The 16,122-nt window shown below is 69.9% G+C and carries 10 protein-coding genes; 5 read left to right on the plus strand and 5 right to left on the minus strand.

Going from position 1 to position 16,122, the window contains the following annotated elements; all coding sequences use genetic code 11:
• Positions 1–25 precede the first annotated feature (25 nt).
• Positions 26–1,192: a glycosyltransferase family 4 protein gene (locus IC607_RS11560; RefSeq protein ID WP_370526157.1), complete on the minus strand. Its 1,167-nt coding sequence runs from the start codon at positions 1,190–1,192 to the stop codon at positions 26–28.
• A gap of 56 nt (positions 1,193–1,248) precedes the next feature.
• On the opposite strand from IC607_RS11560, the gene IC607_RS11565 reads away from it, so the two are divergent.
• The 3 genes from IC607_RS11565 to IC607_RS11575 all read left to right on the plus strand — a co-directional run bounded on the left by IC607_RS11565 (position 1,249) and on the right by IC607_RS11575 (position 5,022).
• On the plus strand, positions 1,249–2,448 hold the full coding sequence (locus IC607_RS11565; protein ID WP_191787511.1) for a DUF1972 domain-containing protein: 1,200 nt from the start codon (positions 1,249–1,251) through the stop codon (positions 2,446–2,448).
• A complete protein-coding gene (locus tag IC607_RS11570) occupies positions 2,445–3,170 on the plus strand; it encodes a CDP-alcohol phosphatidyltransferase family protein (protein ID WP_191787512.1) in 726 nt (241 codons plus the stop codon). Before IC607_RS11565 ends, IC607_RS11570 begins: the two co-directional genes overlap by 4 nt.
• Positions 3,171–3,537: 367 nt before the next feature.
• Positions 3,538–5,022: a hypothetical protein gene (locus IC607_RS11575; protein WP_191787513.1), complete on the plus strand. Its 1,485-nt coding sequence runs from the start codon at positions 3,538–3,540 to the stop codon at positions 5,020–5,022.
• Here IC607_RS11575 and IC607_RS11580 read toward each other — a convergent pair.
• The 4 genes from IC607_RS11580 to IC607_RS11595 all read right to left on the minus strand — a co-directional run bounded on the left by IC607_RS11580 (position 5,006) and on the right by IC607_RS11595 (position 10,667).
• The gene (locus IC607_RS11580) at positions 5,006–6,391 is read right to left on the minus strand and encodes a polysaccharide biosynthesis protein (protein WP_370526159.1); all 1,386 of its coding nucleotides are present in this window, start codon (positions 6,389–6,391) and stop codon (positions 5,006–5,008) included. The two genes, IC607_RS11575 and IC607_RS11580, sit on opposite strands and share 17 nt — an antisense overlap.
• Positions 6,388–7,950 (minus strand): glycosyltransferase family 39 protein, encoded by a 1,563-nt coding sequence (locus IC607_RS11585; RefSeq protein ID WP_191787514.1) that lies wholly within the window; start codon positions 7,948–7,950, stop codon positions 6,388–6,390. The genes IC607_RS11580 and IC607_RS11585 overlap by 4 nt, the downstream gene beginning before the upstream one ends.
• Positions 7,937–9,595, minus strand: coding sequence for a polysaccharide biosynthesis tyrosine autokinase (locus tag IC607_RS11590; protein ID WP_191787515.1), 1,659 nt, complete (start codon positions 9,593–9,595; stop codon positions 7,937–7,939). The genes IC607_RS11585 and IC607_RS11590 overlap by 14 nt, the downstream gene beginning before the upstream one ends.
• A 145-nt stretch (positions 9,596–9,740) precedes the next feature.
• Positions 9,741–10,667, minus strand: coding sequence for a glycosyltransferase family 2 protein (locus tag IC607_RS11595; protein WP_191787516.1), 927 nt, complete (start codon positions 10,665–10,667; stop codon positions 9,741–9,743).
• A gap of 130 nt (positions 10,668–10,797) precedes the next feature.
• Between IC607_RS11595 and IC607_RS11600 the strand changes: the two genes are divergently transcribed.
• Both IC607_RS11600 and IC607_RS11605 read left to right on the plus strand, forming a co-directional pair.
• On the plus strand, positions 10,798–11,535 hold the full coding sequence (locus IC607_RS11600) for a hypothetical protein (protein ID WP_191787517.1): 738 nt from the start codon (positions 10,798–10,800) through the stop codon (positions 11,533–11,535).
• A 159-nt stretch (positions 11,536–11,694) separates the two neighbouring features.
• Complete coding sequence (locus tag IC607_RS11605; protein WP_191787518.1) at positions 11,695–16,119, plus strand: LamG domain-containing protein; 4,425 nt, start codon at positions 11,695–11,697, stop codon at positions 16,117–16,119.
• The last annotated feature ends 3 nt before the right edge of the window (positions 16,120–16,122 follow it).

Below are 16,122 nucleotides of genomic sequence, written 5' to 3' on the forward strand. Positions count from 1 at the left end.
GCTGGAGGACGATGGCCGTGAATCGTCAGCGAGCAGCCGTGCGAGAGATCGCGTCGAGCAGCGCGCGAGAGTACGCCTCGACGGAGAATCGACGTTCGGCGTCGGCACGTCCTGCCGAAGCCAGTCGGCGCGCGAGTGCGTCGTCGCACGCGAGTCGCGCGATCCCGTCGGCGAGTGCTTCCGGCGAGTCGGGGTCGACGAGTAGGCCGGTCGTACCGTCCTGCACCACCTCGCGCAGGCCTTGGGTGCGCGAAGCGACGAGCGGGCGCTCGGCGAGCAGGGCCTCGACGGCAGTGTTCCCGAACGGCTCGACCCTCGACGGGACGAGAACGATGTCCGCCGCTTCGAGCACGGGCCACGTCGGGCTGACGTACCCGGCGAGGTCGACGCGGCCCTCGAGGCCCGAGCGGACCACCTGCTCGCGGAGGTTCTCCTCGTACCACTCGTATCCGGCGAACGGCGTGCCGCAGATCCTCAGCGTGACGTCGTGGCCGCGCTCGACCAGCAGACGGACGGCGTCGACGGCGACGTCGATCCCCTTGCGCGGCGAGAGGCGACCGACGAGCGCGAGGTGCACCGGGTCGCCCGGGTGCCGCTCCCGTGGAGCCGTCGGTGCGATCGCCGGGCCACGGACCCCGTTGTGGACCACCCGGGTCCGACGACCGAGGCCACGAACGGAGCCTTCGAGCACGGCGGCTGCGGCGGACGAGTTCGCAACGACCTCGTCCGCAAAAAGAAGCGGTGCGGCGAGGGCGAAGCGGACAGCCGCGGGCTGGTCCTCCTCTGCCTCGTGCACGTGGCACAGCGCCGGCACGTGGGCGAGTCGAGCTGCCACGAGCCACTCCGGGATGGTCAGCGTGTTGACCAGAACGACGTCGGGTCGGGTCCGTCGGAGCAGGCGCCGGGCGCCGAGGACGGAGCGGACCGCGTCCGACAGCAGGCCGGGTAACGCCCGTGGAGCGAGGAGCGACTTGCGCAGCACCGGGAAGATCACGACCGCGACGCGCGCCCCGCGCGTGGCCAGCTCCCCTGCGAGCTCGCCCTGCGAAGGCAGCAGGGCATCGACGTCCCAACCCGCCGCGACAAGCGCACCGACGGTCTCGAGAAGCTGCCGGTCGGAGCCGTACAGCTCGGCGCTCGGATGGGCGACCAGCGCGCGGGGTCGGGTGGATTTTCCGAATGGCGAGGTCACGTTGGCCATGGTCCGGCCTACAGTAGCGGCCGGGGTGTCGGCGCGGGAGGGCTGTCATGAGTGCTGACGACGGGCGCGGGCGGGCACTCTCGATCGCGCTGGTCGGCACCCGTGGCGTCCCGGCACGCTACGGCGGGTTCGAGACCGCCGTGGAGGAGGTCGGGTCGCGACTGGCTTCACGGGGTCATGACGTCCGGGTCTACTGCCGCTCAGGTAACTCCGAGGAGAGCCCCAGGACGTACGCCGGCATGACCCTCGTGACCCTGCCGGCCGCCCGGCGCCGTTCGCTCGAGACGTTGAGCCACACGGGGCTCTCCGTGGGGCACCTCGCCACGCACCGGACGGACGTCGCGATCGTCTTCAATGCGGCGAACGCCGTGTGGCTCCCGGTGCTTCGGGCCGCCCGCATCCCGTTCGCGACCCATGTCGACGGTCTGGAGTGGAAGCGGGCCAAGTGGGGCCGCAGCGGAGTGCGCTACTACCGATGGGCTGAGCGACGGTCGGTGCGTGTCTCGGACGCGCTCATCGCCGACGCGCAAGGCATCGCCCAGTACTACTCGACCGAGTTCGACGCGCCCTCGACGCTCATCGCGTACGGCGCGCCGCGCCTGGACGAGGTGGGCACCGACCGGCTCGCCGAGCTCGGGCTCGTCGACCGCGGGTTCCACCTCGTCGTCGCCCGCTTCGAGCCCGAGAACCACGTGGCAGAGATCGTGGCCGGATACACCCGCAGCCAGGCGCGGTTGCCGCTCGTCGTCGTCGGCTCCGCGCCCTACGCCGAGGCGTACGTGGCGCGCGTCCAGGCGGTCGCCAAACAGGATCCGCGGGTGCGCCTCATGGGCGGACTCTGGGACCAGGACCTGCTCGACCAGCTCTATCGGGGAGCAGCGACCTACGTGCACGGGCACTCGGTGGGCGGGACCAACCCCTCCCTGTTGCGCGCCCTCGGGGGCGGTGCTGCGACCATCGCGTACGACATCTCGTTCAACCGCGAGGTCGCGGGCGACGCAGGGTCCTACTTCCGCGACGCGGACGACGTCGCCTCGTTGATCGAAGCGGCCGAGCGTGAACCGCAGAGGCTGATCGAGCAGCGCGCCGCAGCGTGGCACCGCGCCGACGCCTACGACTGGGACGACGTGACAGACCGCTACGAGCAGCTCGCACGGGACCTGCACGCACGCCGCACGCCGGGGCCGCGACGGCGTGCGGCACGGCGGGCGGCCGAGCCGGAGCCGGAGAGGGTGGCCGTGCGATGAGCGAGAGCTACATGGACGTGGTGCGGGAGCTTGCCGGCGCCCAGAAGGGCGCTGCGCGCGGAGCCCCTGCGTACTCCCGGTTCGTCAACCGCCGCCTCGGCCGTTTCGCCGCGGCCTGGGCATTGCGCCGCGGGCTCACCCCGAACGCGGTCACCGGCCTCAGTGCCCTGGCGACCTTCGCTGGGATCGGCATGCTCGCCTTCGTCGCGCCCGCCTGGTGGGAGGGCATCGCCGTCGCCGCGCTCCTGGTCCTGGGGTATGCGCTCGACTCGGCGGACGGTCAGGTCGCGCGTGCCACGCGGAGCGGGAGCGCGCAGGGGGAGTGGCTCGATCACATGGTCGACGCCACGAAGATCGCTACTCTCCCGCTCGCTGTGGGCGTCGGCATCTACCGCTTCACCGACCTCGACGATCGGTGGCTGCTGATCCCGCTGGTGAATGCCGTGGTCGGTTCTGTCCTCTTCTTCGGGATGATCCTCACCGAGCAGCTGCGGCGCGCCCACGGGGTGACGTCCAGCGCGGTCCCGGGTGCGGCCGGTGGTCTACGCTCGCTGCTCGTCCTGCCGACCGACTACGGCATCCTCTGCCTGACCTTCGTGTTCTGGGGCTCACCGACGACCTTCCTCACGATCTTCGGGTTTCTCACGGCCGCAACCGCGGGGTACCTGGTGCTGGCCGCACGGAAGTGGTTCGTCGAGATCGGCGCGTTCGCGCGCGGATAGTCGCGTCTGCTCGATTGTGAGCAAGATCACAATCTGATCACGACTCGGATCTTTCGTGTCGGGTGAGCGGTGTCACCGCTGGTTGGGGGCTTGCGGAGTTCGCACCCTTCGCCCTGACCGGGACGGTTCGACGGCCTGCAGGCCGGCGCCGGGTTTCGCCCGCGCCGTTCGGTTCCCTACAGTCCGTCCGAATGGGTGAATATCTCACCCTTCGTCATCCGATCGGCTCATGGCGCCGGGCCGTACGGTCGACCTGGATGGCAGACGCGGCTCTACGACCGAGAAGAGGTGCCACATGCCCGCACACCGCCGAACTGCGCCCCGGGCGCACCGACGACGGCCGCTTGTCGCAGGAATCGTCGCCTCCGTGGTCGTGGCTGCAGTGCTGGGTGCCATCGGGATCGGGTCGGCGACGGCCAAGGACACCGTGGTGTCGTCGTCCGTCAGGGTGATCGACTACAAGAAGGTCAAGCCGGGCGCATCCGTGTCGGCAGCCCTGCGGACCGTGCCGACGAACGCGACGTCCGCGACCTTCGACGTCTGGGCCCGCTACGCCTGGCGGACGACCAACATCTCGGTCTGCGCGGGGACCACCGCCACCAGCGCGTGCAAGAAGAAGCCGGCGCTCGTGGTCCCCGTCCAGAGCGCCGCGTCGAGCCGAGTGACAGTCGACTTCTCGGGTCCTGCGGGCGAGCGCTCCGTCACCGTCTTCAACTCCTCGGCGAGCGTTCGCCTCACGCTGACGCTCGTCAGCTACACGGTGCCGGCGACGACCCCGTCGGCGACTCCGACACCGACGGCGACCCCCAAGCCGACGGCGACGCCGACTCCGAAGGCGACGGTGCCCCCGAAGCCGACGGCGACGCCGACGCCCACACCGACGGCCACCCCGAAGCCGACGGCGACGGCGACACCGACCCCGACCGCCACGCCCAAGCCGACGGCGACGCCGACGCCGACGCCGACACCGACGGCCACCCCCAAGCCGACCCCGACCCCCACGCCTACCGCGACCACGCCCGTCGCCAAGGAGAACTGGGTGCCGCCCGCAGTCAAGCCGCTCGCCGGACGGCCCGGACCCACCAACACAGGCGTGCCGGCAGGCACGAAGCTGAAGGTCTGGGAGGGTGACCTGGTCGTCGACACGCCGGGTGAGCACATCGACGGGCTCGAGATCCACGGCCTCGTGAGCATCCACGCCCCGAACGTGCGCATCACCAACAGCAAGATCGTCGGCGGTTCGACGATGCCCGCGTGGGACCGGGCGCTGATCCAGATCAGCAGCGAGGAGGACAGCGTGACGGTCGAGGACACGGAGATGTACGCGGCCACGCCGTCGTACCGGATCCGCGGCGTCATCGGCAAGAACTTCACGCTCACGCGCGTCAACATGCACGACGTCATCGACCAGATGGTCATCACCGGTGACAACGTGACGGTCCAGGACTCGTGGCTGCACTCGAACCTCTACTACGTCGAGGACCCGAACTACAGCAACAACCCGACCCACGACGACAACGCGCAGATCTCGATCGGCAAGAACATCCGGTTCCTGCGGAACTCGATGCAGGGTACGCACAACGCGTCGATCATGATCACCCAGGACCGTGGGCACGTGAGCGACATCGTGGTGGCCGACAACTTCATCGACAACGGCGCCTGCTCGATCAACATCGCGCAGAAGGCCTATGGTCCGATCGAGCGGATGACGATCAGGAACAACGTGTTCGGCGGCAACACCTGGGTCAAGAAGTGCGGCATCCTCTCGCCGCCGACCACGACGTCGATCCTCACCGCGGCCACCAACACATGGCTGGACGGGACGCCGGTCGCGATCAGCCGGGGCGCCTGACCTCGGAGCTTCGGGAAGCGGCATCGGTTGAGGGAGCATCCTCGTCCGGTGCCGCTCCTGCCGTCCGCCGGCGCCTCAGGTCGCGGCGCACGTACCAGATGTTCGGGAGCACCTGACAGAGCAGAACCGCGACCGTCGAGCCGATCACGGGACCCGCAGCGCCCAGCGGTGCGATCAGCCACCAGCTCAGCCCGAGGTTGAGCGGGACCAGCAGCAGGATCGGTGGTACCTGGAACCGCAGCCCCCGGGCGTCGGTCATGTACATGCCGAGCGGGTACTTGGCGCCCTGGACGGCGACGAAGGCGACGAACGACACGACCAGGGCGGGGCCCAGCGAGATCTCGCCCCCGGACACGAACTCCGTGAGCCACGGCAGGACGGCACACAGCATCCCTGCGACGGCGACCGAGGCGCCGGCGAACGCCCATGCCATCGGGAACGGCGAGCGAACCCTTGCCGTGGACCTGTCCCGGGCGAAGACCGGCCACAGTGCGACCCCGGCGGCGGCGATCGTCTGCAGGACGATGCCGAAGAACTGCGACGACAGGTTGTACTGGGCCAGCTCCGCCGTCGTCCCGACGTGGCTCAGCAGCAGGCGGTCGGTCTGCATCGCGATCGGAAGCGCGACCATCTGGACCAGCATGGGCCCGGCGACGTGCATGACGTTCACGCCGGGCACTGCCCGGATGCGAGGGACGTCCTTGACGGCCCCGACGATCCCACCCTTGAGGATGCGGTTGGCGATGACGAAGCAGAGCACGGAGACGAGGGCGGCCGCGACGTACGAGTAGATGGACAGCGCGGTTCCCGAGCCGGCACCGGCAAGGATCGTGATGGTGACGGCCGCCATGATGAACGGTGCGACGAGCGCCTGGGTCGCGATCTGCGCAGGGTTGCGCCCGAGCCCGACCAGGCTCCTTTGCCCGACGGTCAGCGGCAGCGCGAGCCCGAAGATGACGAGGCACGCCGTCGCGACCCAACCGGCACCGGGAAGCGAGCTCTCGCCCAGGATGTGTGGCCACGCGCCGGTGAGCCCCAGTGCGACGCTGGTGAGGGCGATGACGGCTCCCGAGACGACGAGGATGCGCAGGGCGCTCGTCAGGGTGCGGCGAGCCTCCGTATCCGTGGCGGGGTCCGACGCGCCCGCGATCGCGTTGACCACGGCCGCACCGATGCCGAGGTCGGCGAACGGCAGCAGGTTCGGCAACGCACTGATCAGGCCGTACTGCGCGTAGGCGCCTTCTCCGAAGTGGGTGATGATCAGGCGGCTGGTGATGATGCCGAGCAGGCCGGACAGACCGAGCACGACGACCTTGATCCCGGCGGTGCCACCGACGGCCGCCCACGGGCCTCGCGTGCGCGCGCTCACCGGCGGAGCTCCACGATCTCGGTCTGAGGGCCGCGCCAGGTCCCGACGACGTGCAGGCCAGCGATGCCGAGGGAGCGGTCGTCGGCCGACGCACCGGCCTGGTCTTCCCGGCGCACCACCCAGAGCGTTCCGTGGGGAGGCAGCCGGTCGAGCGCCGGCTCGAGCGTGATCGATGTTCCGAACAGCGTCGCTCCGTCTGCGGGGGTGACAGCCAGGCCGATGTCCTCGAGGCCGCGGACCGCGTCGGGGTAGCCGAGCGCGACCGTCCGCATCGAGCGGTTGACGCGACCGTCGATCGCCGGATCGCGCGGGCCGTAATAGACGGCGTCTCCGGGGCTGGCGTTCGTGCGCAGCTCGGCGGCGACGAGCGAGAGATCCGCGGAACTCTTCGCGAGGACGGTCCGCTGGGACGCGTAGACCGGTGCAGCGAGCAGGGCGAGCGCGAGGGACACGGCTACCGCGACCCGTCGGCGGAGCTCGCACAGGCCGACTGCCAGCAGCAGAGCGACGGCGGGGGCGCAGAACGTCAGGTAGCGCGGGTTGTAGAGCGACGGCCGCACCAGCGCCGCGGTGACCAGCAGCACGGTGGGGGCGAGGAGCCAGGGGAGCGTCCACGCGAGCAACGTCGGGTTGGCCCGGCGCGTACGGACGACCGCGAACGCGATCACCGACCAAGCCAGGAGTGCGAGCAGGACGGAGGTGACCTTCCACAGGTCGGTCCCGGTGTCGGAGCCGCCGGTGGTCGGCGTCGGAGTCCCGCCCAAGAACCACTGGTTGACGACGATCATCCGGACCAGACGCGCCGGGGTGAGGTCGGTCGAGCCGAGCTGGCCGGACTGCCGTGCCGCGGCGAGCACGACGCCGCCCACCACGAGCGCCGACACGCAGGCGGTTGCGATCCACGCGCGGACGCGGTCTCGCGCGGTCGCCAGGACGGTGACGCCGTGGGCGAGCCACAGCATGACGAGGTAGACGTTGGTTGCGACGGCGAGCGCGCCGAGGACCCCGTACAGGATCCAGGCGCCCGTTCGGCGTGACCTCAGCGCGCTGTGCAGCGCCACCGTCGCCCAGACGCCGAGGGCGAGCGTCGCGGCCCACGAACGCGCCTCGATCGCTGCCCATGTCACGCGTGGGAGCAGCGCGAACGCGATGCCCGCCACGACACCCACTCGGGGGTTCGCGAGACGGGTGCCGAGGAGGACAATGCCGGCCGCCCCGGCCGCGACCGCGAACGCGCTGGCGAGGCGTACGCTCGCGGGGCTCGCACCGAAGGCACTGATCCAGACGTGCATGCCGGCGTAGTACAGGCCGTGGACGGCATCGATGTGCTTGAGCAGCTCAATGAGCTCCTGCGGGGAGCGTCCTGCTGCGGAGATGGTGGCTACCTCGTCGGACCACAGCGACACACGCCACGCACCGACATAGCCCACGACACCCGCGAAGAGCGCCACGAACGCGACCGCGATGGGGCGAGCTCGCGGCACCGGCGCGAGGGACGGTTCGAGCACGTCCTCCGGGATCTGCGGCGTCGTGACGGCGTCGCTGTCAGCCCTCGCCACCGGAGTCCGTCCGGCCGCCATCACCCGCGGCCGCGTGCGCCGGCGACTTGTCGACGTCCTTCGACTCGGGATCGTCGTCGAGCGCGTCCTGCTCGTCCGGCGACGTCTTCTCCGACGCCGACTCGCGTGGGGCCGGAAGTCGGAGGTCCGTCGCTCGAGATTCGGTCGTCGCCGCGACCGCCAGCTCGTCGATCCCGTCGGGCGTGTCGCCCGCGTCTGCGAGGCTGGTCTGCACGGCGACGCTGGTCTCGCCGCTTCGTGTGCCGCGCCGGTGCCGCCGGAAGATCCGGTCACGCAGGCGCGGCTCACCGTAGCCGTAGAGGCGGTCGTGGCCGCGTTGACGCACGCCGTTGGCGACCAGGCCGATGACGTTGACGCCGATGGCGTCGAGGGCGTTCAGCGTCTCGACGAGCTGGGCGCGCCGGACCTTGCGGCAACCGGCGACGACGATCGCCCCGTCGGTGCGCTTGGCCAGTACCGCCGCGTCCGTGAGGGACAGCACGGGAGGCGTGTCGATGATGACGAAGTCGTACTGCGACCGGGCGGTGACGAGAAACTTCTCCATCGCCTCCGAGTCGACGAGCTGGCTCGGGTTGGGCGGGATGGCACCCGCAGGGACGACCGCGAGGCTGTCGAGGCCCCAGGGGTGCGCGACATCCTCGATCGTGGCTTCGCCCACGAGGATGGTCGAGAGCCCGACGGCTCCTTCCAGACCGCACAGCCGGGCGACGGACGGTCGCCGCAGGTCGGCATCCACGAGAAGCACCCGCTTGCGCTTCTCCGCCATCGTCAGGGCGAGGCTGATCGCCGTCGTCGACTTGCCTTCTCCCGGCACGGAGGACGTGACGAGCACCGTGCTGACGGGCGCGGACGCGTTGACGAACTGGATGTTGGTTCGCAGGCGGCGGTACGCCTCGGCGAGCCCACCATGACGGTTCGCCAGGATGGCGCGGGGGCCGAGCTTGCGCAGTCGCCGGTCGTACGCGATCTGGCCGAGGACGGGACGCTCCGGCTGGCCGGGGAAGTCCTTGGCGCTGCGGAGCCGGGTGTCGAGCCGTGAGGCGAGCAGCGCGATCGCTGCGCCGAGTGCCACGCCGATCAGGGCGGGCTTCGCGATCCCCACCTTCTTCTTCGGGGAGTACGGGAAGCGGGCGGGTGCCGCCTGGGAGACGATCGTCATGTTCACCGACGGGCCGCCGTTCGTCGTCGTCGGCGTCACCTGCCGCACGGTCTTGGAGAGCTGTGCGGCGACGGCGTTCGCGATATCGGCTGCCTGCTGCGGATCCGTGCTCGACGCACTGATCTCGATGATGACGACGTCGAGCAGCGCGTCGGCCTGGACGACGCCCGCGAGGGACTTCGCGTTCGTGTCGAGGCCGAGCTCGTCGATCACGGGGTCGAGCACCACTGGCATCGTGGCGAGCTGCGCGAACGACGCAACCAGGTTCTGGGTGTACGTCGAGCCCTGGACGAGCTCCGCCACGGTGTCGCCACGGGTGAGCGACACGAACACCTTGCTCGTCGACCGGTACGTGGGGGTGACCTGCGAGACCTGGTGGTACCCCCATCCGGCCCCGACCAGCGCCAGAACGACGATGATGAACCACCGCTTGCGCAGTGCGACCACGAAGTCCTTCAGCTCCATGGTTCGCTCCTGTGGTCGGTGAGGGCTGGTGGCGGCCGTAGCGGCGGCAGGCGATCTCGGCATCGGGACTGTGCCGCACCAAGGATCCCATTGGAAACCGTCTTGGGGGAGTTCAGCACGATTTCTCCGCATCTAGTGGGCGATTTCACCCGGATGCAGCAGGGCCTCCCGCATCATGCGGGGGACTCGGACGGAGTGCGATCGAGATGCCTGCGAGCGTTCCGCGGGCGACGGCTCCGAGCGTCGGGCCGGGGTGCCGCAGCTGTCGTCGGCCGCCTCGGAGAAGGACCGTGCGTGCGTACGGCAGAGCACCCCAGATCCATCGCCACCGGGCTCGGGGCGGAAGGTTGAGGCGCGCGAACAGCAGCCGGTTGCGGCAGTTGAAGTAGTAGTACTGAGGCGACTTGGCGCGGGACGAGGCGCCGGAGACCTGCGTCCCGCCGACGGCGTGGCGGCACTCGACGGCCTCCAGGACGTCGAGCCGTCCCCCCTCGCGATGCCACCGGATCGACAGGTCGACGTCCTCCCAGTACAGGAAGTAGGCGTCCGTGAAACCCCCGTGGCGTGCCCACGCGGCGGACGTGGTCGCCAGGCAGGCTCCAGAGAGCCAGGGCGTTGCAGTCGGGTTGCTGGATCGCGCCTGCGTGCGTCCCGTCCGCAGGTCGATCGTCGCGCCCGCGAACCAGGTCGTGCCGTCCGGGCGGACGACGCGCGGCGACGCGAGGCTCTCCGGGTTCGCCCGGACGTGGGCCGCAAGGGCGTCGGCCGCGGCGAGCTCGAGCTGCGCGTCCGGGTTCACGACGAGGACGACGTCGTGACCCGCTGCGACGGCGTGCTGGACGCCGACGTTGACGCCGGCCCCGAAACCGAGGTTGCTCGTCGGCTCGATCAGGTCCCACCCGTAGCGGGCCGCGAGCTCGCGCAGCGCTCGTCTCGCGTCGTCGGTCGACCGGTTGTCGACGACCACGACCCGCCAGGCTGACGGAACGACGAGCACGGGGTTGTCGCGGAGCATCGCGGGATCGCCGTAACTGACGACGACGACGCAACCCGTCGGCTGCTCGTCACCCATCGCATGCCCCCTCGGCTGCCAGTCGTCGCGTTTTCATCCGGCATCGGCCGGTGCCACAGGTAGGACGCAACCGTATGCTGGCGCAGCGTCACCAGGACCCGGGTGTCGGGGTGAGAAATGGGGTGAGCGCATGTCGTCGAGTGGCGAGGCCGCACCGGCGCGCCGGTGGATCGTGGTCGCCGTGGTTGCCGCAGTCGTCGTCGTCGGTGCGATCGTCTTCCTTGCGACGCGAGGATCGTCGGGAGGCGGCGGTGCCGCCGCGACGACGAGCGCGAGTCGGACGCCCACGACGGGCATCGGCTCGGCGGCGGGGACCGCGACGTCCACGAGCACCGCGCCTTCGACCGTGCCCTCGACCGCGTCGCCGGGGGCGACGCCGAGTGGGTCACCGCGAGGCACGTCGACGGCCGAGGCCACCTCGGGAAGCTCGCCTCGCGCGACGGCTGCTCCGGGGGCTCGTCCGACGGACCCCCCCGTCGCGCTCAAGGCCACGGTCGAGCCGACCAAGGGCGTGACGGCTCGGCTCGCGAAGCTCGAGTCGGTGACCGGCGTCGCGGACCTGCCCGGTGAGGTGGGCGGCCCGGCGTTGCGCGTCACGGTCGAGGTCACGAATGCCACGGACGACGACGTCGACCTGACGGGCGCGGTCGTCGTGCTGTACCAGGGCGAGGATCGCGCCCCGGCCATCGAGCTCACGAAGCCCGGCGGCAGCCCCCTGCCCGCGTCGGTCGCCGCGGGGAAGAGCGTGACAGGCGTCTACGTCTTCAACGTCCCGGTCGCCGAGCGCAACCCCGTCGAGGTCGAGGTCGACCTCGCCGCCGAGGTGCCGGTCGTCGTGTTCCGCGGCGATGCTCGACCGATTGGGTGATATCCCCCCTCTCGCCCCGTTCGAGCACCGAGTTCACCCGCGACGCCCGGTCCGGAGTGTCCGGTATGCACCTAAAGTCTGTGCTTGCACCAGCGGCATCGCACGCGCCTCCCCTGACGCGAACCCCCGTCGCCGCGGCACAGAGAGCAGGAGCAGCACATGATGCGCACCCTTCGCACCGGGCGGGTCTGGGCGTTCGTCGCCGGCGCTGGACTGATGGTCGCCGCCGGTCTGGTCGCGGCTCCTGCCTCCGCGGACACCGCTCCTGCAGACCTGGCGGTGACCAAGACCGTCAGCGCGGATGGTCTTCCCACCGCGCAGATCAACGGTGTCGTGTGGGACCAGGAGGTGGTCGGCAACACGGTGTTCGTCGCAGGTGACTTCACGTCCGCGCGGCCCGCCGGCTCCGACCCGGGCGTCAACGAGGTGCCGCGCACCTACCTCATGTCCTACGACGTGACGACCGGCGTGATGACCTCCTGGGCACCGGTGCTCAACGCCCAGGTCAAGGAGCTCGCGCTCTCACCCGACAAGACGCGCCTGTACGCCGCCGGGCAGTTCACGACGATCAACGGGCAGACGCGGACGCGCCTGGCGGCGTTCGACACGTCCACGGGTGCACTCGTCTCGACGTTCAAGCCGAACATCAACGCGACCGTCAACACGGTGACGGCCTCCGCCACCGCCGTGGCCTTTGGAGGGACGTTCACCAACGTCAACGGGGCGGCCCGCACCAACATCGCCGCTGTCGACGTCGCCGGCGCCACGCTTCCCTTCGCGCCCACGCCGGCAGGTGGTTCGGTGCAGGCCTCGGTGTTCGCACCCGACGGCCAGTCCGTCGTGTTCGGTGGGGCGTTCACGACGATGAACGGCTCGGGAAACCCGGGGTACGGGCTGGCCCGCCTGAGCCTCGCGACCGGTGCGCTGACCGCACTCCCCGTGAACACCCAGATCCGCAACGGTGGGGCGAACTCGGCGATCCTCAGCCTCGAGGCGGACGGTGACAACTTCTACGGCACGGGCTACCACTTCGGAACCGGCGGCAACGTCGAGGGCACGTTCGCGGCATCGTGGGCGTCGAGCAGCCTCGTCTGGGTCGAGGACTGCCACGGAGACACCTACTCCTCCTACCCGGTCGGCGACGTCATCTACTCCGCCAGCCACAAGCACTACTGCGGCAACTCCGGCGGGTTCCCCCAGACCGACCCGTGGTCCTTCCACCGCGCCACGGCACTGACCAAGACGGCGATGGGGACGAACACCGCGGACATCTACGGGTACCCCGACCACGCGGGTCAGGCGCGCCCGGACATCCTGTACTGGTACCCGGACATCAACACCGGCAGCTTCACGGGAAAGAACCAGGGCCCGTGGTCGGTGTCGGGCAGCGGAAAGTATGTCGTCTACGGCGGCGAGTTCACGCGCGTCAACAACGTCAAGCAGCAGGGACTCGTGCGGTTCGCCACGGCGGACGTCGCGCCCAACTCGCTGACGCCGGTGCTCAAGAGCACGACCTGGCCGCTGGACGCCCGGTCCTACACAGCGGGGCAGGTGCGACTGAGCTGGGGCAGCAACTGGGACCGGGACAACCAGACGCTCACGTACAAGCTCTACCGCCAGAGCACGAACAACGCGCCCATCTACACGACGACGCTCACGACGCCGTTCTGGAAGCCCAAGTCCATGTCGTTCACCGACACGGGACTGGCACCTGGTTCGACCACGAGGTATCGGGTCGCCGCGGTCGACTCCTTCGGGAACCAATCCCTCTCGGACTGGGTGAGCATCACTGTCAACAGCACCGACACTCTCTCCGCCTATGCGGGCAAGGTGCTCGACGACGGGGCGCTCGACTACTGGCGCCTCGGTGAGGCGAGCGGGCCCACGGTCGCCGACTGGGCGGGTTCGAGCGACGCGACGGCCGGCTCGGGAGTGACGTTCAACCAGGCTGGTGCGATCGGTGGCGACTCCAACACCGCCGCGTCCTTCAACGGCTCCACCTCGGGCTTCGCCGCCACCTCCGACCTCATCGACGGCCCGCAGACGTTCGGCATCGAAGCATGGTTCAAGACCACCACCACCTCCGGCGGCAAGATCGTCGGGTTCGGCAACGCCAACACGGGCACCAGCTCGAGCTATGACCGCCACGTGTACATGAGCCCGAGCGGCCGCGTGAACTTCGGGGTCTACCCGGGATCGTCGCAGACCGTCACGTCCAGCAAGGCCTACAACGACGGTCAGTGGCACCAGGTCGTCGCCTCGCTGGGCAGCGACGGCATGAAGCTGTTCATCGACGGGAAGCGGGTGGCCCAGCGCGGCGACATCACCTCGGCGCAGCCGTACTCGGGCTACTGGCGGATCGGCGGGGACTCCCCGTGGGACGGCAACGCGTTCTTCAACGGGAGCATCGACGACGTCGCCATCTACGGCGGGCCGCTGACGGCGACCCAGGTCAACTCCCACTGGGTCGCGGCCGGCAACCCGTCCACCATCCCGACGGCCCCGGCCGACACATACGGCGCTGCCGTGTTCAACCTGTCGCCCGACCTCTACTGGCGCCTGGGCGAGTCCAGCGGGTCTGTGGCGGCCGACTCCGGACCGCTCGGCAGCACGGGGACGTACGTCAACGGCGTGACGAAGGGGACGAGTGGCGCCCTGAGCGGTGTCTCGAGCTCGGCAGCCACCTTCGACGGGTCGAGCGGGCAGGTCGTCAGCACCGTGCAGGTGAACAACCCGACCACGTACTCCGAAGAGCTGTGGTTCAAGACGACCACGACGAACGGCGGCAAGCTCATCGGCTTCGGGGACTCCACGAGTGGCCTGTCGAACAACTACGACCGGCACGTGTACATGGAGAACGGCGGTCAGCTCACATTCGGCGTCTGGACGGGCCAGACCAACACCATCACGACGGCGGCGAGCTTCAACGACGGCGCATGGCACCACCTCGTCGCGACGCAGTCCAGCGAAGGCATGAAGCTCTACGTCGACGGCACGCTGCGGGGGACGAACTCGCAACCGTCCGCGCAGTCATACAGCGGGTACTGGCGGGTCGGCGGCGACGTGACCTGGGGACCGCAGCCGTGGTTCGCCGGCTCGCTCGACGAAGTCGCCGTCTACTCGACGGCCCTGACCGCCGCTCAGGTGCAGCAGCACTACCAGCTGGGCACGGGAACGGTCCCCAACCAGGATCCGGTGGCGGCGTTCACGACGTCGGCGACCGGGCTCAAGGTGAACGTGGACGCCTCGGGTTCGTCCGACCCGGACGGGTCGATCGCGAGCTACGCGTGGACGTTCGAGGGCGGCGGCGCGGCGACGGGTGCGACGGCGTCGTACACGTTCCCCGCGACCGGCACCTACACGATCGGCCTGACGGTGACGGATGACGACGGTGCCACCAAGCACCTCGACAAGACAGTCTCGGTGACAGCTCCCAACCAGGATCCTGTGGCGGCGTTCACGACGACCTCGACCAACCTGAAGGTCGACGTCGACGCGTCGGGATCGTCCGATCCGGACGGGACGATCGCCGAATACGCGTGGACGTTCGAGGGCGGCGGCACGGACACGGGCAAGACCGCGTCGTACACGTTCCCCGCGGCGGGCACGTACGTGATCGGTCTGACGGTCACCGACGACGACGGCGCCACCAAGCACCTGGACAAGACCGTGACCGTCAGCGCGGCGAACCAGTCGCCCGTGGCGGCGTTCACCGCGACGGCGACAGGGTTGAAGGTGGACGTCGACGCGTCGGGCGCGTCCGACCCGGACGGGACGATCGCCGCGTACGCGTGGACGTTCGAGGGCGGCGGCACGGACACGGGCAAGACCGCGTCCTACACCTTCCCCGCGACGGGCACGTACACGATCGGTCTGACGGTCACCGACAACGACGGCGCCACCAAGCACCTGGACAAGACGATCTCGGTCACGGCCCCCGCCACCGACCAGCCGCCTGCCAACGCCCTCGCGTGGGACACGTTCGGGCGGACCGTCGCGAGCGGCTGGGGCAACGCTCAGGTCGGTGGCCCGTGGACGTCGACGGGGACGGCCAGCCGGTTCACGGTCGGCGGTGGACTGGGGCAGCACATGGTCTCCGCAGGGAGCACCCTGACCTCGTCCCTCGCAACCGTCTCTTCGACGAGCACGGACGTGTCCGTCTCGCTGAGCCCGGACAAGCCCCTCACAGGGGGCGGCGCGTGGATCACGCTCCAAGGTCGAACGGTCGGGTCTGAGTCCTACGCTGCCCGGGTCCGCCTGCAGGCGGACGGGACTGTCCAGCTCCATCTCATGCGGTCGGCTACTGCTCTGCGCGGCGGCACGGTCACTGGCGTGGCCTACGGCGCGGGCGACCAGCTCAACCTCCGTCTCCAGGTGACAGGCACATCGCCGACGACCGTCAGTGCGAAGGTCTGGAAGAGTGGCGCAGCTGAGCCCTCTGCGTGGACGTACACCATCGCGGACGCGACGGCGGCACTGCAGGCCGCCGGTGGGATCGGCATCCAGACGTACATGTTCGGCACGGTGACGAACGGACCCGTGACGGTGCGATACGACGACCTCAAGGCAGTCCCCGCAGGCTGACGG

Origin of the sequence: Cellulomonas sp. JH27-2 (genome assembly GCF_014837175.1) — a bacterium.
In the GTDB taxonomy this organism is placed as follows: Bacteria; Actinomycetota; Actinomycetes; order Actinomycetales; family Cellulomonadaceae; genus Cellulomonas.